This is a genomic window from Hydrogenophaga taeniospiralis CCUG 15921 (assembly GCF_001592305.1).
GTDB classification, from domain to species: domain Bacteria; phylum Pseudomonadota; class Gammaproteobacteria; order Burkholderiales; family Burkholderiaceae_C; genus Hydrogenophaga; species Hydrogenophaga taeniospiralis.
Genome location: NZ_BCWR01000004.1, coordinates 162,568 through 184,791 on the forward strand (window position 1 = coordinate 162,568; position 22,224 = coordinate 184,791).

General features: G+C 66.9%; 20 protein-coding genes and 1 pseudogene. 10 read left to right on the forward strand and 11 right to left on the reverse strand.

The genetic code is table 11. The features are described from left to right. Positions 1 to 88: 88 nt before the first annotated feature. Complete coding sequence (locus HTA01S_RS04750; RefSeq protein WP_068167439.1) at positions 89 to 2,074, reverse strand: SDR family oxidoreductase; 1,986 nt, start codon at positions 2,072 to 2,074, stop codon at positions 89 to 91. A 214-nt stretch (positions 2,075 to 2,288) separates the two neighbouring features. On the opposite strand from HTA01S_RS04750, the gene HTA01S_RS04755 reads away from it, so the two are divergent. From HTA01S_RS04755 to HTA01S_RS04770, 4 genes are all read left to right on the forward strand, one after another. Then, positions 2,289 to 2,825, forward strand: coding sequence for a phasin family protein (locus HTA01S_RS04755; RefSeq protein WP_068167440.1), 537 nt, complete (start codon positions 2,289 to 2,291; stop codon positions 2,823 to 2,825). 129 nt (positions 2,826 to 2,954) lie between these two features. Continuing rightward, on the forward strand, positions 2,955 to 4,214 hold the full coding sequence (locus tag HTA01S_RS04760; protein WP_084235855.1) for a patatin-like phospholipase family protein: 1,260 nt from the start codon (positions 2,955 to 2,957) through the stop codon (positions 4,212 to 4,214). A 3-nt stretch (positions 4,215 to 4,217) separates the two neighbouring features. Further along, the gene (locus tag HTA01S_RS04765; protein ID WP_068167441.1) at positions 4,218 to 4,877 is read left to right on the forward strand and encodes a TetR/AcrR family transcriptional regulator; all 660 of its coding nucleotides are present in this window, start codon (positions 4,218 to 4,220) and stop codon (positions 4,875 to 4,877) included. Positions 4,878 to 4,897: 20 nt separating this feature from the next. Next, on the forward strand, positions 4,898 to 5,671 hold the full coding sequence (locus HTA01S_RS04770) for a tetratricopeptide repeat protein (RefSeq protein WP_068167442.1): 774 nt from the start codon (positions 4,898 to 4,900) through the stop codon (positions 5,669 to 5,671). An 82-nt stretch (positions 5,672 to 5,753) separates the two neighbouring features. Here HTA01S_RS04770 and HTA01S_RS04775 read toward each other — a convergent pair whose 3' ends face one another. From HTA01S_RS04775 to HTA01S_RS04785, 3 genes are all read right to left on the reverse strand, one after another. Continuing rightward, the gene (locus tag HTA01S_RS04775; RefSeq protein WP_068167443.1) at positions 5,754 to 6,863 is read right to left on the reverse strand and encodes a M14 family metallopeptidase; all 1,110 of its coding nucleotides are present in this window, start codon (positions 6,861 to 6,863) and stop codon (positions 5,754 to 5,756) included. Further along, positions 6,860 to 8,077, reverse strand: a complete 1,218-nt coding sequence (locus tag HTA01S_RS04780; RefSeq protein ID WP_068167444.1) for a M20 aminoacylase family protein — start codon at positions 8,075 to 8,077, stop codon at positions 6,860 to 6,862. Before HTA01S_RS04780 ends, HTA01S_RS04775 begins: the two co-directional genes overlap by 4 nt. 100 nt (positions 8,078 to 8,177) lie before the next feature. Beyond that, positions 8,178 to 9,329: an ABC transporter substrate-binding protein gene (locus tag HTA01S_RS04785; protein ID WP_068167445.1), complete on the reverse strand. Its 1,152-nt coding sequence runs from the start codon at positions 9,327 to 9,329 to the stop codon at positions 8,178 to 8,180. Between the two features lie 94 nt (positions 9,330 to 9,423). Here HTA01S_RS04785 and HTA01S_RS04790 point away from each other — a divergent pair, with 94 nt between their 5' ends. Genes HTA01S_RS04790 through HTA01S_RS04800 form a run of 3 tightly spaced genes read left to right on the forward strand, consistent with a single transcriptional unit; the run spans position 9,424 to position 13,019 of the window. After that, positions 9,424 to 11,511, forward strand: a complete 2,088-nt coding sequence (locus tag HTA01S_RS04790; RefSeq protein WP_245638005.1) for a molybdopterin-containing oxidoreductase family protein — start codon at positions 9,424 to 9,426, stop codon at positions 11,509 to 11,511. 20 nt (positions 11,512 to 11,531) lie between these two features. Then, a complete protein-coding gene (locus HTA01S_RS04795; protein WP_068168090.1) occupies positions 11,532 to 12,662 on the forward strand; it encodes an aminopeptidase in 1,131 nt (376 codons plus the stop codon). A 24-nt stretch (positions 12,663 to 12,686) separates the two neighbouring features. Continuing rightward, positions 12,687 to 13,019 carry a polyhydroxyalkanoic acid system family protein gene (locus tag HTA01S_RS04800; RefSeq protein ID WP_068167446.1) on the forward strand — a complete coding sequence of 111 codons (333 nt, stop codon included), beginning with the start codon at positions 12,687 to 12,689 and terminating at the stop codon, positions 13,017 to 13,019. A 33-nt stretch (positions 13,020 to 13,052) separates the two neighbouring features. Here the strand turns inward: HTA01S_RS04800 and HTA01S_RS04805 are convergent, their stop codons facing one another. Further along, positions 13,053 to 13,307 (reverse strand): acyl-CoA-binding protein, encoded by a 255-nt coding sequence (locus HTA01S_RS04805; RefSeq protein ID WP_068167447.1) that lies wholly within the window; start codon positions 13,305 to 13,307, stop codon positions 13,053 to 13,055. 330 nt (positions 13,308 to 13,637) lie between these two features. Between HTA01S_RS04805 and HTA01S_RS04810 the strand changes: the two genes are divergently transcribed. Next, entirely contained in the window at positions 13,638 to 15,065 is a 1,428-nt protein-coding gene (locus HTA01S_RS04810; protein WP_068168094.1) for a wax ester/triacylglycerol synthase family O-acyltransferase, read from the forward strand. 208 nt (positions 15,066 to 15,273) lie between these two features. On the opposite strand, the gene HTA01S_RS04815 is transcribed toward HTA01S_RS04810, so the two are convergent. Both HTA01S_RS04815 and HTA01S_RS04820 read right to left on the reverse strand, forming a co-directional pair. Beyond that, complete coding sequence (locus HTA01S_RS04815) at positions 15,274 to 16,038, reverse strand: type III pantothenate kinase (protein WP_068167448.1); 765 nt, start codon at positions 16,036 to 16,038, stop codon at positions 15,274 to 15,276. A gap of 72 nt (positions 16,039 to 16,110) precedes the next feature. Further along, positions 16,111 to 16,779, reverse strand: a complete 669-nt coding sequence (locus HTA01S_RS04820) for a helix-turn-helix transcriptional regulator (protein WP_068167449.1) — start codon at positions 16,777 to 16,779, stop codon at positions 16,111 to 16,113. Between the two features lie 102 nt (positions 16,780 to 16,881). Between HTA01S_RS04820 and HTA01S_RS04825 the strand changes: the two genes are divergently transcribed. After that, a complete protein-coding gene (locus tag HTA01S_RS04825) occupies positions 16,882 to 18,183 on the forward strand; it encodes a sensor histidine kinase (protein ID WP_245638006.1) in 1,302 nt (433 codons plus the stop codon). A 25-nt stretch (positions 18,184 to 18,208) separates the two neighbouring features. Beyond that, a complete protein-coding gene (locus HTA01S_RS04830) occupies positions 18,209 to 19,195 on the forward strand; it encodes a response regulator (protein ID WP_068167450.1) in 987 nt (328 codons plus the stop codon). Here HTA01S_RS04830 and cqsA read toward each other — a convergent pair. From cqsA to HTA01S_RS04845, 4 genes and pseudogenes are all read right to left on the reverse strand, one after another. Continuing rightward, on the reverse strand, positions 19,183 to 20,436 hold the full coding sequence (gene cqsA / locus HTA01S_RS04835) for an alpha-hydroxyketone-type quorum-sensing autoinducer synthase (RefSeq protein ID WP_068167451.1): 1,254 nt from the start codon (positions 20,434 to 20,436) through the stop codon (positions 19,183 to 19,185). The two genes, HTA01S_RS04830 and cqsA, sit on opposite strands and share 13 nt — an antisense overlap. A gap of 177 nt (positions 20,437 to 20,613) precedes the next feature. Continuing rightward, a complete protein-coding gene (locus tag HTA01S_RS25860) occupies positions 20,614 to 21,021 on the reverse strand; it encodes a rhodanese-like domain-containing protein (protein WP_245638016.1) in 408 nt (135 codons plus the stop codon). 204 nt (positions 21,022 to 21,225) lie between these two features. Further along, positions 21,226 to 21,726, reverse strand: a pseudogene (locus HTA01S_RS26245) (MBL fold metallo-hydrolase); the annotation flags it as partial. 35 nt (positions 21,727 to 21,761) lie between these two features. Further along, the gene (locus tag HTA01S_RS04845) at positions 21,762 to 22,007 is read right to left on the reverse strand and encodes a metal-sensitive transcriptional regulator (RefSeq protein WP_068167453.1); all 246 of its coding nucleotides are present in this window, start codon (positions 22,005 to 22,007) and stop codon (positions 21,762 to 21,764) included. Positions 22,008 to 22,224: the final 217 nt, after the last annotated feature.

Consider the following 22,224-nt stretch of genomic DNA (forward strand, 5'->3'; position numbering starts at 1 on the left):
GAAACACTGCGGAACCGGCTTTGCCGGGCCGCTGGTGTTGCCCCCTTGAGGGGGTGGCACAAAGCGCCGCAGGGGTGGGTGAATATCCTCAGAAGTGAATCCCCCGCATCATCTGCTGCATGGCGACCGCCTCCGGCGACAGCTGCGACTTCGCGCCTTTTTCCCCTTTCGCCGCCGACGAGTCCGGGAACATGCGAAAGCTCGTGTTCATCACGATCTGCGCGATGCGTGGCACGAAGGCATGCAGCACCTGGCCGGTGACCCCCAGGCGCGTGGCGATGCGCACCGGCTTGAAGATGCAGGCCTGCGCGATCATGTCGGCCGCTTCTTCGGGCGAGAGCGTGGGCACGTTCTTGTAGATCTGCGTCGGCGCGATCATGGGCGTGCGCACCAGCGGCATGTTGATGGTGGTGAAGCTGATGCCCTGGTCGGCGAACTCGCTGCTGGCGCAACGGGTCCAGGCGTCCAGCGCGGCCTTGCTGGCCACGTAGGCGCTGAAACGCGGTGCGTTGGTCAGCACGCCGATGGAGCTGATGTTGACCACATGCCCCTTGCGCTTGGCCACCATGCCCGGCAGCAGGCCCATGGTCACGCGCAGGCAGCCGAAGTAGTTGAGCTGCATGGTGCGCTCGAAATCGTGGAAGCGGTCGTAACTGCCTTCGATGGCGCGGCGGATCGAGCGGCCGGCGTTGTTGATCAGGAAGTCCACGCCCCCGTGGTTCTCGATCAGCAGCTTCACGAAACGGTCGGCATCGGCCATGTCGGCGATGTCGGCCGGGTAGGCGATGAACTGGTAGCCCTTGTCCTTGGCCTCCTTGCAGGCCTCGTCGAGCTTGTCCTGATCGCGCCCGCAGATGATCGTTACCGCGCCGGCCTCGGCGAACTTGTGCGCCGCCGCCAGGCCGATGCCCGAGCTGCCGCCGGTGACCAGCACCACCTTGCCCGCCACCGTGCCTTTCAAGCTGCGGTCGATGTGCAGATCGGGGTCGAGGTGGCGTTCCCAATAGTCCCAGAGCCGCCAGGCGTAGTCCTTGAGGTTGGGGCAGGCGATGCCGCTGCCCTTGAGCGCGGCCAGCGTGTCGCGGCAGTCGAAGCGCGTGGGGTAGTTGACGAAGGTCATCATGTCTTCGGGCAGCCCGAGGTCCTGCATCACCGCGCGGTAGACGCGGCGCACCGGCGCCAGCGCCATCAGGCCCTTCTTCACGCTCTTGGGGATGAAGCCCATCAGCGCGGCGTTGATGAACAGGTTCATCTTGGGCGCGTGCGCGGCCTTGCTCAGAATGTCCAGCACATCGCCCACGCGGTAGCCCATTGGGTCGACCAGGTGGAAGCAGGCGCCGCTGCTGCGTTTCTGGTGGCTGATGTGGTCCAGCGCATCGACCACGAAGTCCACCGGCACGATGTTGATGCGCCCGCCCTCCAGGCCCACGCTGGGCATCCACGGCGGCAGGATCTGGCGCATGCGCTGGATCAGCTTGAAGAAATAGTACGGGCCGTCGATCTTGTCCATCTCACCGGTGCGGCTGTCGCCCACCACCGCGGCCGGGCGGTACACCGTCCACGGCAGCTTGCATTCGGTGCGCACGATCTTCTCGCTCTCGTGCTTGGTCATGAAGTACGGGTGCTCGTAGTTCTCCGCTTCCTCGAACATGTCCTCGCGGAACACGCCCTCGTACAAACCCGCGGCGGCAATGGACGACACGTGGTGGAAGTGGCCGGCCCCGATGGTCCGGGCGAATTCCACCGTGTTGCGCGTGCCATCGATGTTGACCGCGATCTGGCTCTCGGCATCGGCCTCCAAGTCGTACACGGCGGCGAGGTGGTAGAAGTGGTCGATCTGCCCCTTGAGGGCCTTCACCGCGTCAGCGCTCACCCCCAGCTTCTTCGCGGTCAGGTCGCCGTACACCGGCACGGCGCGCGCGGTGCTCACACCCCAGTATTCGCGCAGCCCGGTCACCTTGCCCGCACTCTCCTGGCGGATCAGGTAATGCACCACCGAGCCCTTGCGCTCCAGCAGTTTTTTGACAAGGCGTTTGCCGATGAAACCGGTGGCACCGGTGACGAAGTAATGCATCGAGGTTCTCCTGAGCGTGTGGTTCGGGGTTTTCAACAACCCGCCATTCTTCCCCAACGGCAGGTGCAAACGATTCCGCAGAAACCCGTGTTTGGCCGCCCGAGGATTAGTCGCGCGCCCCTACACAGCCCCCGCACGCGGCACGTACAGTGCTTTCACGCCGTGGGCCGAGCCCATGCCCCGCATCCCTCTTTTCCCATCAATGGAGTCCCACATGGTCAAGAAAATCCAGAAGTCCAGCACCGCCGCCAAAGCCGGCACCCCCTTCAACTCGCCGCTGTCGGGCGCGATCAAGGATTCGGCCCAGCAAATCTGGCTCGCCGGTCTGGGCGCGTTCTCCAAGGCCCAGGCCGAAGGCGGCAAGGCCTTTGAGTCCCTGGTCAAGGAAGGCCTGTCGATCCAGCGCAAGACCCAGGCCGTGGCCGAAGAGCGCATCTCCGAAGCCTCCAACCGCATGAGCAGCATGGCGACCGACATTTCCGCCAAGGCCGCGGGCCAGTGGGACAAGCTGGAGAATCTCTTTGAAGACCGCGTGGCCAAAGCGCTGAACAAGCTGGGCGTGCCGTCGGCGCGCGACATCGAGACCCTGATGGAGCGCATCGATACGCTGAACCAGCATGTGCAACGCCTGAGCCCCAAGACGCCGGCAGCCCCCAAGGCGGCGGCGAAACCCACGGCACGCAAGGCGGCCCCGGCCAAGGTGGCCAAGCCCGCCGCACGCAAGACCCCCAGCCGCGCCAAGGCCGCCTGAGCATCTGAGAGCTGAATGGGCGGCGTATCGCGCCGCCACCCGAGGGGCGCCAGGCGCCCCTTTTTCATGCCTGTCACATTTGCTGCGACGCAGCAATCCCACCCACCCCTGCGGTCTACACTCGAACGCATGACGCCTCCCCGCAAAGCCCCTGGCCGATCTGCCGCGCAAGCGGCGCGCCCCCACGCGTCCCAGCCCACCCGCCCCCGCACCGCGCTGGCGCTCGCAGGCGGCGGCCCGCTCGGCGCGATCTACGAAATCGGCGCCCTGTGCGCCCTGGACGACTGCCTGCAGGGGATCGACTTCAACGGTTTTGATCACTACGTGGGCGTGTCGGCGGGCGGCTTCATCGCCGCCGGGCTGGCCAATGGCCTGACGCCGCACCAGCTCTGCCACGCCTTTATCGAAGACCGCCCCACGGAAGAGAGCTTCGACCCCTCGCTGCTCCTGAAACCCGCCTGGGCCGAGATGGGGGGCCGACTGCGGCGCCTGCCCGGTCTGCTGGGCGAGGCCTTGTGGGCCTGGGGAGTGCAGGGCCGGTCGCTGACCAATGCCTTCGAACCGCTGGGTGCGGTGCTGCCCACCGGCGTGCTCGACAACGAAGACATCCACCGCCAGATCGAGCACCTGTTCAACAAGCCCGGCCGCAGCAACGACTTTCGCCAGCTGCGCGCGCGCCTGACCCTGGTGGCCACCCAGCTCGACACCGGCGAAGCGGCGCCATTCGGACGGCCCGGCTGGGACCACGTTCCGATCTCTCGCGCCATCCAGGCCAGTGCTGCCCTGCCTGGGTTGTTTCCGCCGGTGAACATCGAGGGCAAGCATTACGTGGACGGCGCGCTCAAGAAGACCCTGCACGCCACCGTGGCGCTCGACGAAGGGGTGGACCTGCTGCTGTGCCTGAACCCGCTGGTGCCCTTCCATGCGGCGCCCCAGGAAGGCCGCTCCCGCCGCATCCCGTCGCTGGTCGAAGGCGGCCTGCCCACGGTGATGAGCCAGACCTTCCGCTCCATGATCCATTCGCGGCTGGCGCTGGGCATGAAGCACTACGAACGCGCGTACCCGCACACGGACATCGTGCTCATCGAACCCGACCAGCGGGACGCCGAACTGTTTTTCGCCAACACCTTCAGCTACCGGCAGCGCCGCGAGCTGGCCGAACATGCCTACCAGCAGACCCGACAGATGCTGCGCGAGCGGCAGGCCGAACTGGCACCGCGCCTGCTCCGGCATGGCGTGACCCTGGACCCGGTGGCGCTCAACGACACCGGGCGCCATCTGATCCCTGCCCTGCCGGCGGCGACCTCACCCCCAAGGGCGGTGGACCAACTGCATGCCACCCTCGACCGCCTGCAGCAGCACCTGCAGACCCTGCCCAGGCGGGCCTGACCCATGGTGAAAAAAGCCCCCCGCCGCACCGCCGAACGCATCCTGGAGGTCACGCTGGAGTTGTTCAACCGCTTCGGTGAGCCCAACGTCTCGACCACGCTGATCTCGTCCGAGCTCGGCATCAGCCCAGGCAACCTGTACTACCACTACCCGGCCAAGGACGAGCTGATCAACTCGCTGTTCGAGCGCTACGAGCGCGCGCTCGGCGACCTGCTGGGCGCCTCCGATGGAGTGCGCAACGTGGAGGACGCCTGGTTCTTCATGCACTCGCTGTTCGAGCTCATCTGGGAATACCGTTTCCTGTACCGGGACCTCAACGACCTGCTGTCCAAGAACCGGCTGCTCGAAACCCATTTCCAGACCGTGCTGAAGAACAAGACCCGCGCGGTGCGCACCCTGCTCGCCGGCATGAGCCGGCATGGGGGGCTGGACATCGACGCCCGCGAACTGGAGCCCACGGCCAACTGCATGGTGGTGGTGCTCACCTACTGGCTGAGCTTTGAATACGTGCGCGATCCACGCCACGCCCTGGAGCCCGAACAGGCCCAGCAGGCGCTCATGCGCGGCGCCCACCATGTGCTCAACCTGCTGGCCCCCTACCTCGATGCCGACCAGCGACAGCACCTGCTGCAGCTCAGCGGTCCCTACAACAGCCCGGCGTGACCGCGGCGCAAGGAGATCCCATGGCCCAATGGACCCGTTGCCCCCACGCCGGTGCATACCGATTCGACAGCGCGAGCCTGACGCCCCACTGGGGCCGGCTGCACCAGGGCGACGCGGAACCCCTGCCCGAAGACCCGGCGCTGCTGGACGCCTGGGTGCACTTTCACAACGGCGAATTCGAACAGGCCGCGCAGGCCGGTCTGCGGCTCGGTGACGCCGGCTGGACGCTGGCCAACAAGGCGACCTGCATCTACGCCCACTACATCGAACCCCGGGAGCAGACCCGGCTCGACCTGCTGCTGGGCGCGGCCGAACGGGCCGAAGCCCAGCAGAAGGCGGCACCCCGCAATCCCAACGCCTGGTACTGGCAGGCCTATGCGGTCGGGCGCTACAGCCAGGGCATCAGCGTGGCCAAGGCACTGGCCCGGGGCCTGGGCGGCAAGGTGCGCCGCGCGCTCGAAACCGCCATCGCGCTCAACCCGCGCCACGCCGACGCCCACCTGGCGCTGGCCAACTTCCACGCCGAGGTGATCGACAAGGTGGGCGAGCTCATCGGTGGCATGACCTACGGCGCGCGTAAGGACACCGGGCTCTCGATGTACCAGACCGCTCTGGCCCTGAACCCCGGCTCGGCGATCACACTGGCCGAATACGCCAACGGCCTGCTGATGCTGGCCGGTGATCGGGCCAGCGAGGAAGCGACCCGGCTGATGGCGCGCGCGGCCGCCATCGAACCGCTGGACGCCATGGAGCACCTGTACGCCGATTCGGCCCGCATGGCGCTGGAAGGCTGAGAGGCCGGGCGCTTCCGGCCAACGCCTCTCGGACGCAGGGCCGCCAACGCCCCAGCCGCCCGGACAACCCACCCCGATCCGGTCAACCCTGGGTAGACGCCTTCAAGCCATCGACCGCCTGAAACAGCGCCTGCCGCGCCTGCACCACGATCTGGGCGCGCCAGGTGTCGGTGTCCACGTAGAACGCCTCCTTCATGCGCTGGCGGATGGCCCGCTGCAACTCGGCCGGGGCCTCGGGGTGCAGGTGCAGCCAATGGTCTCCCCGCAGGGCGTCGATCACCTCCATGATCGGCACCGTGCCGTACTCCATGGCGATGCCGGTGTACTCGGCCTGCGCGCACTCTTCGTAGACCGCGCCCCACATCAGGCCGCTGAGCCGGGCCGAGGTGGAGGAGCCGTCGTAGATGGAGGTCACCGGCGTCTGCCCGCCACCGCCCCACCAGGCCCGTGCACGCGCCAGCGCGGTAGCGTCATCGCGGCAGGCGAAGATGCGCTCGCCCACGCCGCTGGGCCCCAGGCCGGTGTGCAGATCGATCCAGGCGATGTGCCGGGCCCGGCCGCCGTGCTGGCGCAGCACCTGGCGCAGGGTCTGGTTGCTCCAGGTGGGCGAGGTGCCGCCGAAGAACATCCCGCCGGGAAACCGGTGCTGCCCCTGCGTCACCGCCGCCTGGTAGGCCGACAGCCCGTGCGCCTCGATATAGGCGCCGATGGCGCTCTGGTTGTCGGGCCCGGGCGGCCAGGTCTCGGGCAGCAGCAGGGCGTGCAGGTCCGCGTAGGCCGGGTTGCCGGGCAAGGGCCCCGAGAAATCCTGGAAATTGCGGTTCAGGTCCACGTTCTCATGCGTCACGCGGCGCACGAAGGAGAAGCCATGGGGGTTGAGCGCATGGATATAGAGCACGGCCACGCCGGCCGCCCGCGCGTGCTCGCGCCACTCGGCATCGTGGGTGGCAAACACCTGCACGCCGGAACCGCAATAGCCCTCGGCCCCGTGGCAGGCGCTGCTGACGATCAGCAACCGCCGGGCATCGGCCGGGCCGTCGAGCGCCACGTCCATCGCCAGCGTTTCACCATCCCGGCCCGGGAGCGGGTGGTTGTGGCTGCGAATGGCCATGCCGGCCGCAGCGGCCCCCTCCAGGAACTGCACGCGCGCCCGGGCGTAGGAGGGCGAAAACCCCTGCTGCGGGCCGATCACGCGGCGCCTTCGGTGCGCGGCTGGCCCAACCACTGTTCGGCCAGCCGCACCCAGTAGGTCGCGCCCAGCGGAATCAGGTCGTCGTTGAAGTCGTAGCTCGGGTTGTGCAGCATGCAGGGCCCGTCGCCATGGCCCATGTCGCGGTGCACGCCGTCGCCGTTGGCGATGAAGACGTAGCAGCCCGGCCGCGCCTGCAGCATGTAGGCGAAATCCTCAGCGCCCATGGTGGGCTCCTGGTCCAGCACCCGGTCGGCGCCCACGATGTCGGCCATGACGCCGCGCGCGAACGCGGTCTGCGCCGCGTCGTTGACGGTGGGTGGGTAGTTGCGGTGGAAGTGGAACTCGCAGCCCGCGCCAAAGGCCGCGCAGGTGTGTTCGGCGATCTCCCGCATGCGGCGCTCGATCAGGTCCAGCACCTCGTAGGTGAAGGTGCGCACCGTGCCCTGGATAACGCAGTGGTCGGGCACCACGTTGTTGGCCTCGCCGGTGTGGATCATGGTCACGGAGATCACGCCCGCGTCCAAGGGCTTCTTGTTGCGCGTGATGATGGTCTGGAAGGCCATCACCATCTGGCAGGCCACGGGCACCGGGTCGATGCCGTTGTGCGGCAACGCGGCGTGCGCGCCCTTGCCACGGATCTCGATGCGAAAGTCGTTGCTCGACGCCATCACCGGCCCCGCGCTGGCGGCGAAACTGCCCACCGGCAGGCCCGGCCAGTTGTGCATGCCGAACACCGCCTCCACCGGAAACTGCTCGAACAAGCCGTCCTTGATCATCTCGCGCGCACCGCCTCCGCCCTCTTCGGCCGGCTGGAAGATCAGGTAGACCGTGCCATCGAAATTCCGGTGTTTCGCGAAATGCTGTGCGGCGGCCAGCAGCATGGCGGTGTGGCCGTCGTGGCCGCAGGCGTGCATCTTGCCGGCATGCTGGCTCGCATGGGCGAAGTGGTTGTGTTCCTGCATGGGCAAAGCGTCCATGTCCGCGCGCAGACCGATCGCCCGCCCACTGGCGCCGCCGTCGCGGCCGTGCACGATGCCCACCACCCCGGTCGTGCCCATGCCGCGATGCACCGGTATGCCCCATTCGGTCAGCTTCTGCGCCACCACGTCGGCGGTGCGCACCTCCTCGAAACAGAGCTCGGGGTGGGCGTGGATGTCGCGCCGCAGGGTGGCGATACCGGCGGCCTGCGTGAGGATGGAGTCGATCAGTTTCATGGGGACCTTGAGGGCGATGAATCAGACGCTCATGGTACCCAAGCAACACAACCGGGTGGTCCGCCGGGCGACAACCCTGCTGCCCGGCGGGGCAGACGCCCTAGCGCCGCACGCGGCCGTCTTCGGTCAGCAGGGTGAGCTCGACGAAGTGCGATCCAGTGTGCTTCTGCGGGCCGAAATCGATCGGAAAACCGCCCAGGTTCACGTTCTTCAAACCGTCGATGGCGTCGATGAAGCCCTCACGGGTGACGCCGCGACCTGCGCGCTTGAGCGCCTCGACCAGCACCTTGGCCGCCACGAAACCCTCCATGCCCGTGTAGTTCGGCGACAGGCCCCGCTTGTCCTTGAGCGCGGCCAGGTACTCGCCCGACAGCGGGGTGGCCGGTGAATAGGGGAATGGCATCACCTGACTGACCGACACCCCTTTCGCCACGGAGCCCAGCTCGTCGAGCAATGCCTGGGTGCCCACAAATGAGACGTTGTAGAAATTGCCGCCGTACCCTTGCTGCCGCGCCAAACGGATGAAGGTGGCGCAGGCCTTGTAGGCGCCGATCTGCACGATGGCTTCGGGCTTGGCAGCCAGGATGGCCTTCAGCGCCTGGGCCACGTCGGTGCTGTTGCGCTCCACGGTTCCGACCACGGTGGGGGCCAGGTCCAGCGCCTTGAGCGCGCGCTGCACACCTTCGAGACCGGCCTGGCCATAGGCATCGTTCTGGTAGAACACCGCCACCTTCTTGATGCCGACCGAAGTGACCTGGCGAACGATGGCGGCGGTTTCTTCGAAATACGAGGCGCGCACGTGGATGACGTATCGGTTGAAGGGTTCACGCAAGGCTTGCGCGCCGGTGAACGGTGCAAAAAAGGGCAGCTTGGCTGCGGTCGCCAGCGGCAGGGCGGCCAGGCTGGTGGGTGTGCCCACGTAGCCGAACAGGGCAAACACGCCGTCGGCAATGAACTGCTTGGTGTTGGCCACGCAACGCTCGGGCTCGTAGCCATCGTCCAGGCGCTGGATCTCGATGCGCCGTCCATGCACACCGCCCTGAGCGTTGACCTGATCCAGATACAGCTGAGCCCCGATGTTGAACTGCAGCCCCAGCTGGGCCGACGGACCCGTGAACGGCCCCGACTGCCCCAGCACGATGGCGGTATCGCTCACCCCCTGACTTTGCGCCTGCGCCACCCCTCCCCACACCCCCAAGGCCGATGAACCCACGAGCTTGCACACGGTTGAAAGTGCCTGGCGACGTTGCATACTGAATCTCCTGCTATGCTGATTTGGGACGGATTTCTGCTCTGCAAAAACCGTGCTCAACGGAGTGCCCAGCGTACAACATTTTTTTACACCCATGATCGACACCCCGACCCCCGGCGGCGGCGGCCCGACGAACCCGATGGACTCCGTGGTGCGCGGCGCCTGTCCACACGACTGCCCCGACACCTGCGCCCTGTTGACCACGGTCAACCACGGCGTGGCCTTGCGGGTTCAGGGCAACCCGGCGCACCGGCACACCGATGGTGCACTGTGCACCAAGGTCTCGCGCTACACCGAGCGCAGTTACCACCCCGAGCGCATCCTGCAACCGCTCAGGCGCGTCGGTCCCAAGGGCAGCGGCCGGTTTGAACCCGTGGGCTGGGACGAAGCGTTGGACGGCATCGCTGCCCGGCTCAAGATCATTGCCTCACGCGACCCGCAGGCCATCCTGCCCTACAGCTACGCGGGCACGATGGGTCAGGTGCAGAGCGAGGGCATGGCCGCGCGGTTTTTCCACCGGCTCGGCGCCTCGCACCTGGACCGCACCATCTGCGCCACCGCGGGCGGCGAAGGCCTGACCCACACCCTGGGCGGCAAGGTGGGCATGAAGGTCGAGTTTTTCGCCGAAGCCCAACTGATCCTGATCTGGGGCAGCAACTCCATCGCCAGCAACCTGCACTTCTGGCGCCTGGCGCAGCAGGCCAAACGCAACGGCGCGCGGCTGGTCTGCATCGACCCGCGCCGCTCCGAAACCGCCGACAAGTGCCACGAACACATCGCCCTGCGCCCGGGCACCGACGCCGCGCTGGCGCTGGCGCTGATGCATGAACTGATTGTGCACGACTGGCTGGACCACGATTACATCGAACAGCACACCCTGGGCTGGGAAGGCCTGCGCGAACGCGCCCTGCAGTGGCCACCCGAGCGCGCCGCCGAGGTCTGCGGCATCCCGGTGCAACAGATCACCGACCTGGCGCGCGCCTATGGCACAACGAAACCCGCGGCGATCCGGCTGAACTACGGCATGCAGCGCGTGCGCGGTGGCGGCAACGCGGTGCGCGCCATCGCCTGCCTGCCCGCGCTGGTGGGCGCATGGCGGCACCGGGCGGGTGGCCTGCTGCTGTCGGCCTCGGGCCATTTCCCGGTGGACCGGGCGGCGCTGCACCGGCCCGACCTGCTGGCGGGCCGCACCCCGCGCACCATCAACATGGTCACCATCGGCGACGACCTGCTGCGCGAGACCTCGGCAGCCTTCGGCCCGAAGATCGAGGCGCTGATCGTCTACAACAGCAACCCGGTGGCGGTGGCGCCCGAGTCGGGCCAGGTGGTGCAGGGCTTCGCGCGCGAAGACCTGTTCACCGTGGTGCTGGAGCATTTCCAGACCGACACCGCCGACCTGGCGGACTACATCCTGCCCGCCACCACCCAGCTGGAGCACTGGGACATCCACACCAGCTACGGCCACACCGACGTGTTGCTCAACCGGCCCGCCATCGCTCCGGTCGGGCAGGCGCGGCCCAACACCGAGGTGTTCCGCCAGCTGGCGCGGCGCATGGGCTTCGACGAGCCCTGCTTCCAGGACAGCGATGAGGCCCTGTGCCGCACCGTGTTCGGCGACGCGGTGGACTTCGATCAATTGCTGGAACACGGTTTCGCCACCCTGCCCCTGCCCGAGGCACCGTTCGCCCAGGGCGGTTTCCCGACGGCGTCGGGTCGCTGCGAGTTTTTCAGCGCTCGACTGGCGGCCCAGGGCCTGGACGGTCTGCCCGACCACCTGCCCAACCACGAGGTCGCCGGCAGCAGCGCGCGCTACCCGCTGGCCATGATCTCGCCGCCCGCACGCAACTTCCTCAACTCCAGCTTCGTCAACGTGAAAAGCCTGCGCGACATCGAAGGCGAACCGGTGCTGGAGATCCACGCCGACGATGCCCAGGCCCGCGGCATCGCCAGCGGCCAGATGGTGCGCATCTTCAACGACCGGGGGGAGTACCGCTGCAAGGCCAAGGTGTCGCCACGCGCGCGCCCCGGCGTGGTCAATGGCCTGGGCATCTGGTGGCGCAAGCTCGGCCCGGCCGGCACCAACGTCAACCAGGTGACCAGCCAGCGGTTGACCGACCTGGGCCGCGGCCCGGTGTTCTACGACTGTCTGGTGGAAGTGGCCGGCGTCGCAACCGGCTCCTGAAAGCGGCGCCCGTGTCGTCCGTGCGCGCCCTGTTCAGCCTCGTCGGTCTGCTGGTCGTGCTGGCACCCGGCCTGTCGGGCTGCGCGAGCCCCGGCACCGGCGTGGGCTATTACTGGCAATCGGTCTCGGGCCATCTGCAGATCATGCGGGCCGCCCGCCCGCTGCAGGACTGGCTCGACGATGCACAGACCCCACCCGCGCTGCGCCAGCGGCTGGCCCTGGCCCAGCGCATCCGGCACTTCGCCGCAGCCGAACTGGCCTTGCCCGACAACGCCAGTTACCACCGCTACGCCGATCTGCACCGCCGCGCCGCCGTCTACAACGTGGTGGCCGCCCCTGCGCTGTCGCTGACGCTACAGAGCTGGTGCTTCCCCGTGGTCGGCTGTGTGGGCTACCGTGGCTATTTCGACGAAGCCCAGGCGCAGGCCTTCGCCCGAAGCCTGCCCGAGGAACTGGAGTCCGTGGTGTATCCGGTGCCGGCCTACTCCACGCTGGGCTGGATGAACTGGGCCGGCGGCGATCCGTTGCTCAACACCTTCATCGGCTACCCCGAAGGTGAACTGGCGCGCATCGTGTTCCACGAGCTGGCCCATCAGGTGCTCTATGCAAAAGGCGACATGGTGTTCAACGAGTCGTTCGCCACCGCGGTCGAACGCCTGGGCGGCGAGCGCTGGCTGACGCACCATGCCAGCGACGCTGCGCGCCGCGAATACGCGGCCTTCGATGCGCGGAGGCGCGAGTTCCGTGCCCTCACCTTCGCGGTGCGGCAACGGCTGGAAGGCATCTATGCCGACACCGCCCTCGACGACGCCGAAAAGGCGCGCCGCAAGTCCGCGACGATGGACGACTTCCGCCAGACCTACCAGACACTCCGGCAGCGCTGGAACGGTTACGCCGGCTACGACGCCTGGGTCGCTCGCGCCAACAACGCCAGTTTTGGCGCCCAGGCCGCGTACGACACCCTGGTGCCGGGTTTTGAAGCCCTGTTCGAGCACCAGGGCCGGGACTTCCGTCGGTTTTATGATGCGGTGCGCGCGCTGGCGCAACAACCGCTGGAAGAGCGGCACGCGGCGCTGCGACAACTGTCCACCCCGAGCGAGGCAACGGTAGCGGCGGGACAAGCGGTCCCCGCCCCGGCCGACCGCCCCTGACGATTCACATCCACGGAACTATTCATGGCCGACATCCACATCCGACGCGATCACCACCTGGGCCTGGCCGGCGCACGCAAGGTGGCCTGGAAATGGGCCGAACAGGCCGAAGCCGAGTTCGACATGAGCTGCACCTACGAAGAAGGCGGCGACTGCGACGAAGTGCAATTCAGCCGCACCGGTGTGAGCGGCACGCTTCGGGTGTCGGACGACCACTTCGAACTCGACGCCAAACTGGGTTTTCTGCTCGGAGCCTTCAAGGACCGCATTGAAGGCGAGATCGTGAAAAACCTCGACGAACTGCTGGCCGCGAAAAAACCCGCAAGCAAATCAGCGGCCAAAAAGAAAAAGGCCTGAGCGCGCTCATAGGCAGCGCGGCGGGGGTGATTTTCAGCTCAGTGATTCGATCAGGTCGACGTACTGCTGCATCGCGTCGTCGCCCGAAGTGCCCTTGAGCCCGTTCCACGCGTCCCATTTGGCGCGCCCCACCATGTCGCCGAAGCCGGGTTTCTTCTCGGCGTTGTCGCCCGCGGTGGCCTGCTTGTACAGCGCATAGATCTTCAACAGCGTGGCGTTATCAGGGCGCTCGCTGAGGTTCTTGGAGTTGGCCACGGCGGCATCGAAACGGGTCTTGAGATCGGACATGCAGGGTCTCCTGGTGGTGGGCTGAAGGCGCCCGATGCGTCGCAAATACCACGCGGCATCAGGGCTGGCCCGGTATCTTACGGGTTGCCCTCCCGGCAAAATAGACATAAACACCCACAACATGCCGAGCCCACACCCGCCCCTGGCGGCGCCGTGAGGCCCCAGGCCACCGGAGATGACATGGTCCAGCGCGTTGCCCCAGCCGCCACTGCCTCGGCGGTGGTCCCGCCGTCCGCGGCACGGAAAAGTCCCCGAAAGAAGTCACCCCCCCTCATCACCCGCAGCGCCGTGCAGACACTGGCCAGCACGCTGGGGCTGGAGGGTGAGCGCATGAGCAAGGTCGACACCGCCTGGCTGCGCATGGACTCGCCATCCAACCTGATGATGATCGTCGGGGTCTGGATCCTGCGCCCCGGCATCACCCACGCGGCGCTGGCCGAGCGCGTGCGCGAGCGCCTGCTGCCCTACCGCCGCTTTGTGCAAGTGGCCCGCGAAGACGCCGCGGGCGCGCACTGGATGGACGACACCGACTTCCGCCTGGAGCGCCATGTGGTCACCCACACCCTCACGCGCCAACGCGGCCAGAGCGAACAGGACGCGCTGCAGGACCGGGTGGCCGAGCTCGCGATGCAGCCACTGGACCACCAGTACCCGCTGTGGCAGTTTGAACTGATCGAGCAGTACGACGGCGGCTCGGCGCTGATCGCACGCATCCACCACTGCATCGCCGACGGCATTGCCTTGATCAGCGTGATGATGAGTCTGGTCGACGGCGGCGCCCTGCCTCCGCAGCGCAAGAAGACCAAGCCGCCCAGGGCGGGCCTGGACGCGGCCGAGGACTGGGTGGCCGACACGCTGATCCGTCCCCTGGGCGATCTGACCGCGCGAGCGCTGGAAGTGGCGGGCGGCGGCGCGGCCAAGTCACTGGCGCTGCTGGCCGCGCCCCAGCAGGGTCTGAACGACACCCTCGGGCAGGCGATGGAACTGGCCCGCATGGGCGGCCAGCTCGCCAGCGATCTGGCCGCACTGGCGCTCATGCCCGACGACTCGCCGACCCGCCTCAAGGGCCAGCCTGGACGCGCCAAGCGCGTCGCCTGGTGCGAGCCCATCCCGCTCGACGAGGTCAAGGCCATCGGCAAGGCCTTGAACTGCTCGGTCAACGACGTGCTCCTCAGCTGCGTGGCCGGCGCCATCGGCGCCTACCTGCGCGCCCACGGCGACAACACCCAGGGCCAGGAAATCCGCGCCATGGTGCCGATCAATCTGCGCCCGATGGCAGACGCCTGGAAGCTGGGCAACCGTTTTGGGCTGGTGCCGCTGGTGCTGCCCATCGGCATCGACAACCCGATCGAGCGCGTGTTCGCCGTGCGTGAGCGCATGAACGACCTCAAGGGCAGCCTGCAACCCTTGCTGACCTTTGGCCTGCTGTCGGTGGCCGGCCTGCTGGTCAAACCCGCGCAGGACGCGATGCTCAGCCTGTTTGGGCGCAAGACCACGGCCGTCATGACCAACGTGCCCGGCCCGGCCCACAAGATGAAGCTGTGCGGCGCCACGCTGGAGCAGACCATGTTCTGGGTGCCGCAGTCCGGCACGGTGGGTCTGGGCGTGTCCATCCTCAGCTATGGCGGTGGTGTGCAATTCGGCGTGATCGCCGACACCACCCTGTGCCCCGACCCGCAGCGCATCATTGACCAGTTCACGCCGGAATTTGCCCGGCTGCTCACGCTGACGCTGATGTTGCCTTGGGGACGGGATTGACCCTCCCCCCGCGCCGCCTGCGGCGTCACCCCCCAGGGGGCGGCACTGGCGGCCCGGCAAAGCCGGTTCCGCGGTGCCCTGATTGAGGGCACTTCACGCCGGAGGGGAAGCTCAGCCCAGGATGCCGTGGAACTGGCTTTGCCAGGCCACAGGCATCGCCCCCCTTGGGGGGTGACGCCTCAAGCGGCGCGGGGGGGGTGGGGTGAAGTCACCCCACTCTTCTACTCGCGATTTCCAGCAGGCCGTCGAAGATCAGGCTGTCCACCAGCTCGCAGGGGGTGGACATGCTGGGCGCCATTTTCCAGCCCGCACCGCCGGTCATGAACACCACCGGCGGCTCGCCGCAGTGGCGCTGCAGGTTCTCCACCATGCGCTGCACGGCGCCCGCGATGGCGAAGGTGCCGCCACTGGTGAGCGCGTCGCTGGTGTTGGTGGGAAAGTCGCGCACGTCGCCGGTGGGCACATGCAGGCCAGCCGTGCCCGACTCCAGTGCGCGCAGCATGATGCCGTGCCCCGGCAGAATGATGCCGCCCAGGAAGCGGCCCTCGGCGTCGATGGCCTCGACCGTGACCGCCGTGCCCACCATCACCACCACACAGGGACGCGCCGGCCCCCGGGCCAGCAGGCGCTGGCGCGCACCGATCATGGCAACCCAGCGGTCCGACCCCAGGCGCGCCGGGTGGTCGTATCCGTTGATCACGCCCGCTTCGCTGAGGCTGGAGACCACCCACTGCGGCGCCACGTCCCACAGTTCCAGTTGCTCCTGCACCCGGCGCTTGACCGCGTCCCCCGCCACGATGCAGCCCACCACCCATTGCGGTGCGGGCAGTGCGTGCCAGTCACCTTCGGCCAGCTTTTCGATGTTCTCCAGGAACTGCGCACCATGGGCCAACAGCCGCGCGCCCACACGGGGTGCGTCGTAGAGTGCCCATTTCAGGCGGGTGTTCCCAACGTCCAGGGCCAGAAAAGTCATGGTCGCATTATGACCACGCGACAACCGTGAACTTGTGGCGGTGCAGCATCCGACCGGGCTGCGACCAGGGGCTCAGATCAGGCCGATCCAGCAGGCGCGCTGCACGGCCGCCAGCTTGTTGTCGGTCTGCAGCTTGGCCATGGCATTGGCCAGGTGGTAGTTCACGGTGCGCTCGGAGCAATCCATCCGCTGCGCGGTCTCGCGCGCCGTGAGCCCTTCAAACGCCAGGTTGAGGCTTTCCAGCTCGCGTGGACTCAGGCTGACCCGCTGCTCGGCAATGGCGCGCCGGAGCATGGGCCAGACGTTGTAGGCCGACCAGGCCAGCACCGCAGCTTCCGAGCGATCGGCAAAGGCGCGTGGGCTGAACATGAAGCATTCGAAGGCCCGACCGGCGGGCAGGCTGAAGGCCACCCGCACCAGGGTCTGGTGCCCATGGGCCAGCCAAAGGCGGCGCCAGCGGCCGCTTTGTTCAAAGGCCGATTTGGAAATGTCTTGCCAAGCCACCAGCGGCGCGTCGCTTTCACGCCAGCTGGCGCCAAAGTCCTGGCTCTCGGCCAGCGCAGTGGCGGGTCCGAGCAGCCGTGGAGGATGCACCGCCAGCACATCGCGCTCGTCGCTCCCCGCCATGGGATTGGGGCCCAACACCACCACCGCTTCCACGCCCTGCTCCTGCAGCGCGCAGACCCAATCGGCCAGAATGGCGTCTACGCCAACACTGTCAAAGTTGACAGGCAACGTCATGGCGCGTTGCACGCTGTTGCACGGACAATGCATTGCAACAGTGACAGTGGGGGGAATGTCACGGCCTGTTGGCTGTCTTTGCTGAAGGAGTACATGTTGCCGATGGACCGTTTGTGGGTTCAAAGTGCCAGAGCCCGACTCTGGCAGTGGGTGCTGGACGAGATCATCCGCGCCCCGCTGGAGCCTATTTTGCACCCATCCAGCAACCGGTTGATCTGGATCGGCGCGTTCACCTTCTTCGGGCATGTCATTTTTGCCTGGATATGGGGACGGTGGTTGCCCCAGCCCTATGAGAACTTCGGCGTGCGTGCCACCATGGCGCTGCTGGCTCTGCTGTATCTGTTGCCCGCCATTTACAAAGAGCCGGCCTCCCAGCAAAGCGGCTGGCTGTTCAGTGTGGCGACCTGGATCCAGCTGCCCTGGTTTTTCACCTGGATGTACTGCATGAACAGCGGCAACCAGGTCTGGCTGGCCAGCCTGACCGCCATGATCCTGATCTATTACCACGCGACCGACTGGCGCATTGCCTCGCTGGGCCTGATCACGGGCGGGCTCGCGGGCTGGGCCACCGCGGGGCTGATGCATGCGAACAGTGCCCCCTGGCGCGAGCCCCTCGCAAACATCGTCGTGATCGCCTTCGGAAGCGTCATGGGCGTGATGCTGGGGTTTTCCAGCGCCAACCTGCGTCGCGCGCGCCTGTTCAACACGCTCAGCACCATGGGCGTGATGGCGCACGAACTGCGCACGCCATTGGCCACCGTGAATCTGATGGGCGATGTGTTGCGCAACCTGGTGCAGCACGACGTGCCCGAAAACAAGCGCAAGAAGATCGAAGAACTCTCCGGGCGGCTGCAGAACCTGGTGCGCAGCATGAACCGCCAGATCGACACCCAGATCTCCAACGCTCAGCTGCTGCGCCTGCCGCGCGAGCAGTCCGCCATCATGGCCGCCGAGCTGGTGAACGAGCTGGTTGGCCACTACCCTTACCGCTCATCCCGTGAACGCGACTGCGTGCAGGTGTTTATTCAGCAGGACTTCTGTTTTCTGGGTTCTCGGCCCTTGTTTGCCCAGGTACTCACCAATCTGATGAAGAACGCCCTGCATTCGCTGGCCTCCGGGGGGACTGCGCCCCAACCGGGCGACTTGCGCGTACAGGTGGGTCTGCACCATGGCAAGGGACGCATTGCCGTCTCCGACAACGGCGTGGGCATTCCATACGAGAAGCTGCATCGCATCTTTGAACCCTTTTTCTCCACCCAGGTGGGCGCCGGCAGCGGCCTGGGCCTGACCTTCTGCAAGAACGTGGTGGAAGCCGCCCATGGCCAGATCAGCGTGCACTCCGAACCCAACGAGGGAGCGGTCTTCATGATCGACCTCCCGCTCGACACCCCCAAAGACGCTTGAAACGTCTCACACCCACACCCCACCCATGGCCATCAAAATCCCCCTCTTCCACCGTCCGGGCGGCATTCTGTTTCTCGACGACGACATCGACTACCTCGAAATGCTTGGCATGGTCGTGCCCGCTCACTTACAAATGGAGCTGTACTCACGGCCGGCCAGTTTTGTCGAACGCATGCGGGAGGAACCGGCTCGCTGGGAGGCCGACGCGGGGCAGCATATCCAGATGATCGAGCGCTGGCGTCAGGGACAACCCCTGATGCCCCAGGTCCTGCGGTACTGGGCCAACAACCCGTCGCGCTACGAGCTGGCGCAGATCTGCGTGGTCGACTACGCCATGCCCGGCACCGACGGCCTCAAAGTGCTCAACACCCTGCTGGACTGGCCAGGCTCGCGTGTGCTGCTGACGGGCGCGGCCGACGAACAGATCGCCATCCAGGCGTTCAACCACGGCCTGATCGACCAGTTCATCCCCAAGCAGACCGCCGACATCTCAGGTCGTCTGCTGACGGCCCTGGCCAAGCTGGCCAACGCGCCGCACCCGCGCCTGAACACGCTCTGGCGCGCGGCCTTGCGCCCCACCCAGCAGTCGATACTGCAGATTCCTTCGGTGGCGCAGGCCCTGCAGGCGTACACCCAGAAGCGCTGGGTGGAATACGTGGTGCTGGGCGAGCCCTTCGGCCTCCTGGGTCTGGACGCCTTGGGCGGTTGCGAATGGTTGCAGTTGGAACCCACCACCGGCCTGACGGACCTGGCGGAACTGGCGAGTTCAGCCGGCCTGGGTTTTGACGTCGCGCGCGCGGTGCAGGCCGGGCAACAACTGCCCGCCGTGGAACTGCACCAGCAGCTGAACCTGCGCGGCCCTATCCGCACGGCGCGCACGGTGTCGATGGGCGACGACGCGGTGCTGACTGCGGCCCTCTTTCCCCTGAAAGAAGCCGATCTGCCGCAACCCATCTATCCCTACCGCCACTTCCTGGACGCGCAGGGGGCCCGGGTGATTCAGGACGCCTGAGCGCCCGCGGCAACGGCCCTGGCCCGCCGTGCGATCGGCCAGTCCCACGGCCGGACCAGCGGCGCGATCTCACGCGCCACATCGACCACGTGATCCAGTTCGGCGTCGGCCAGGGAAGCGTTGAGCGTGAGCCTGACCATGGCGCGATTGCGACTGGTCGCGGGCGCGCAGAAGATGGCGCCGAACACCCCACGTTCCTCCAGCGCATCGCGCAGCTTCATGGTCTCGGGCTCGGTGCCCGCCTCCAGGGAAATGATCTGCTCCGTGCCTTGGTGAATGGGATACCCCAGGCCAGTGAACGCGTCCCTCAGCCTGCGGGTCACCTCGCGCAGCCGGCTGCGCTCGGCGTCGGCCGCCCGCAGCACCGCCACCGTGGCTTGCAGCCCGGCCACCTCGGGCGGCAGCAGACAGGAGCTGAAGATGTTGGGGTAGCTGGAGCTGAGGATGTAGTAGCGCATGCTGGCGGGCGCGCTGAAGAACCCGGCCCGTCCCGCGACCGCCTTGGCCAGGCTGGCGGTGATGAAATGCACCCGGTCCGTCAGCCCCAGTTCGGCGCACAGGCCCGCGCCCTCCGGCCCATGGGTTCCCAGCGAATGCGATTCGTCCACCAGAATCATGCTGCCGTGTTTTTCCGCGACCTCCACCATGTTCTTCAAAGGGCAAAGCGCGCCCGTCGTGCTGTAAACCGAGTCCACCACCACGATGCCTGCGCCCTTCTTCTCCAGCATCCGGTCCAGGTGATCCGGGTCGTTGTGCCGGAACGCATGCGCGGGCGCCCGGGCCGCATGCGCGCCCTCCCAGAGCGAGGTGTGGGCCAGGGTGTCGAGGTAGACCGGCGTGCTGGCGTCCGCGATGGACTGCAGCAGACCGACGTTGGCGGCGTAGCCCGACTGGCAGACGAAGCCGTCCTCTTTCCCGACCCAGTCGGCCAGCGCCATTTCCAGCGCGCGCGTCGGGTGCTGCTGGAGCAGGAACACTCCCGACTGGACCACGAACTCCGTGCTGCGCGTCACCGCCTCGACCTGCGCCGCGACGATGGTCGGATGCCCGGTGACGTTCAGGTAGTCGTTACCATCCAGACGCACGGCGTTGGGCCCGGGCGGACGCCCATGCAGAACGAATCGACCGCCCCAGGTGTCTCGCCATCGGGGCGTGAACTCGCGCCCGATGCGGGCCTGCAACGCGGCGGACAGGGGCGGATTGACCGGGGATGTTTCGCGGACGGGTTGAAGCGTTTCCATCGAGATCTCCTTTGAGAATGGGAAATCCCATTGAAAAAAGAAATCTGTGAAGAATTCACAACACACCTGTCAGCCCTGACAGGTCTTGTTACGCTTTATTCTCACGTTTCGTGATGTTCTGCCGACAGTCGGCCAACGCGAACTCACCAGCACCCTGGCGTGGGCGCCACCCCCTCTTCAGTTCTGGCGCCAGGGCAGACCGTGGTAGCGCCAACCGCCCTTGCGGCCCCGGTGCGCGCTCTCATCGGGATCGCCCTCAAACCCCTCCAGCACGTTGTAGGCCTCCAGGCCCAGCTCGGTGGCACGCTTGGCCGCGGCAATGGAGCGCACCCCGCTGCGGCACAACAGCACCACCTTCTTGCCGTTGGCCGCCTGGCTCACCAGCTGGTCAAACGCCGGGTTCATCGCCATGCCCGGCCACTGCTTCCAGGCCACGGCCACCGCACCGGGCACAAAACCCACCCACTCGCGCTCGGCATCGGTACGCACATCCACCAGCACCGCCTCGCCCGCCTGCACCCACTGCCAGGCCAGCTGAGGCGACACGTCACCGGCGTAGCCCGCCTGCGCCCGACGCGGGTGCATGAGCAGCGCGCCGTCCGCGTCGTGGCGAATGCCGGAGCTGAGGTTGGCCGGCACGGCTTCGTCGATGCGGCGCGGCTTGGGCAGATTCAGCGCGTCCATGAGGGCCACGAACTCGGCCTCGGTCTTGCCCGCCACACGGGCATTGCTCTTCTTCTCGTGGCCGATGCTGGAGTGCGTGCGCCCTTGGTAGTCGTGCCCGGGCCAGACGGTGGTGTCGTCCGGCAGCGCGAACAGCACCTGGGTCAGGCTGCGGTACAGGTCGCTGGCGCTGCCGGACTGGAAATCGGTGCGGCCGCAACCGTTGATGAGCAGGGTGTCGCCGGTGAGGACGTGGTCGCGCCACAGGTAGCTCATGCTGCCGGCGGTGTGGCCCGGGGTGTGCAGGGCCTGCAGCACTTCCTGCCCGAACGGCAGCGTGTCGCCGTGCCGCAGCTGCACCGCGGCGGTACCGATCCCGCAGCCCTGGGGCGCGGCGGTTCGGGCGCCGGCGAGCTCTGCCAGTTTGCCCGCGCTGGTGATGTGGTCGGCATGGGCATGGGTCTCCACCGCCCAGACCAGTTTCAGGCCGTACTCGCGCAGGGTCGCCAGGTCGCGCTCGATCTGCTCGTCCACCGGATCGATGATGAGCGCGTCGCGCGTGACCTGGTCAAACAAGACATAGGTATAGGTGCTGGAATCGGGATCGAACAGCTGGATCGGTTTCATGGTGTTCCCTTCTGGATTGGCCGGGCCGGCGCCGCTCAGGAAAAACGGGCCAGCATGTCGGCCACATCGTCGGCCGGCACATCCCCCTGCGCGATGACGCAGCCCACCATGGTGAAGAAGGTCTTGTCCAGCGCCTTGCGGGCGGCGGCGAGTTGCTGCGCCACTTTTTCGCAGTCCGCGTCGGTTTCGATCAACTTCTGAATACCCCGCAACTGGCCTTCCACGCGCTTGAGGCGCAGGACCAGGGCTCGCTTGCGTTCGGGATCGTGGACGGTGGACATCGGGTTTTCCTGTGAATGAAACAAGGCACTGCACACACCGGCCGCACGGGCAAAACGGTCGCTGGCATACCCCAACAAGTATTGTAGTGAGCCAGCCCGCAGCAGGTGATGCCTCGGCCGCATCACCCTCCTCCACACAAACCGGGTTACTATTACGTTTACGTAAACGTCAACTAGACACAATTGACGTGGGGTTGCTGCTGTTGCACCCTGCCTG

What these genes read in the sequence shown, in the direction of transcription:
- HTA01S_RS04755 (WP_068167440.1), top strand. Translation starts at nt 2,289, where the DNA reads ATGGTCAAGAAAATCCAGAAGTCCAGCACCGCCGCCAAAGCCGGCACC.
- HTA01S_RS04785 (WP_068167445.1), bottom strand. Translation starts at nt 9,329, where the DNA reads ATGCAACGTCGCCAGGCACTTTCAACCGTGTGCAAGCTCGTGGGTTCA.
- HTA01S_RS04790 (WP_245638005.1), top strand. Translation starts at nt 9,424, where the DNA reads ATGATCGACACCCCGACCCCCGGCGGCGGCGGCCCGACGAACCCGATG.
- HTA01S_RS04815 (WP_068167448.1), bottom strand. Translation starts at nt 16,038, where the DNA reads ATGACTTTTCTGGCCCTGGACGTTGGGAACACCCGCCTGAAATGGGCA.
- HTA01S_RS04830 (WP_068167450.1), top strand. Translation starts at nt 18,209, where the DNA reads ATGGCCATCAAAATCCCCCTCTTCCACCGTCCGGGCGGCATTCTGTTT.
- HTA01S_RS25860 (WP_245638016.1), bottom strand. Translation starts at nt 21,021, where the DNA reads ATGCACCCGCGTCGGGCGCAGGCGGGCTACGCCGGTGACGTGTCGCCT.
- HTA01S_RS04750 (WP_068167439.1), bottom strand. Translation starts at nt 2,074, where the DNA reads ATGCATTACTTCGTCACCGGTGCCACCGGTTTCATCGGCAAACGCCTT.
- HTA01S_RS04800 (WP_068167446.1), top strand. Translation starts at nt 12,687, where the DNA reads ATGGCCGACATCCACATCCGACGCGATCACCACCTGGGCCTGGCCGGC.
- HTA01S_RS04810 (WP_068168094.1), top strand. Translation starts at nt 13,638, where the DNA reads ATGAGCAAGGTCGACACCGCCTGGCTGCGCATGGACTCGCCATCCAAC.
- HTA01S_RS04760 (WP_084235855.1), top strand. Translation starts at nt 2,955, where the DNA reads ATGACGCCTCCCCGCAAAGCCCCTGGCCGATCTGCCGCGCAAGCGGCG.
- cqsA (WP_068167451.1), bottom strand. Translation starts at nt 20,436, where the DNA reads ATGGAAACGCTTCAACCCGTCCGCGAAACATCCCCGGTCAATCCGCCC.
- HTA01S_RS04820 (WP_068167449.1), bottom strand. Translation starts at nt 16,779, where the DNA reads ATGACGTTGCCTGTCAACTTTGACAGTGTTGGCGTAGACGCCATTCTG.
- HTA01S_RS04780 (WP_068167444.1), bottom strand. Translation starts at nt 8,077, where the DNA reads ATGAAACTGATCGACTCCATCCTCACGCAGGCCGCCGGTATCGCCACC.
- HTA01S_RS04765 (WP_068167441.1), top strand. Translation starts at nt 4,218, where the DNA reads ATGGTGAAAAAAGCCCCCCGCCGCACCGCCGAACGCATCCTGGAGGTC.
- HTA01S_RS04805 (WP_068167447.1), bottom strand. Translation starts at nt 13,307, where the DNA reads ATGTCCGATCTCAAGACCCGTTTCGATGCCGCCGTGGCCAACTCCAAG.
- HTA01S_RS04845 (WP_068167453.1), bottom strand. Translation starts at nt 22,007, where the DNA reads ATGTCCACCGTCCACGATCCCGAACGCAAGCGAGCCCTGGTCCTGCGC.
- HTA01S_RS04825 (WP_245638006.1), top strand. Translation starts at nt 16,882, where the DNA reads ATGGACCGTTTGTGGGTTCAAAGTGCCAGAGCCCGACTCTGGCAGTGG.
- HTA01S_RS04770 (WP_068167442.1), top strand. Translation starts at nt 4,898, where the DNA reads ATGGCCCAATGGACCCGTTGCCCCCACGCCGGTGCATACCGATTCGAC.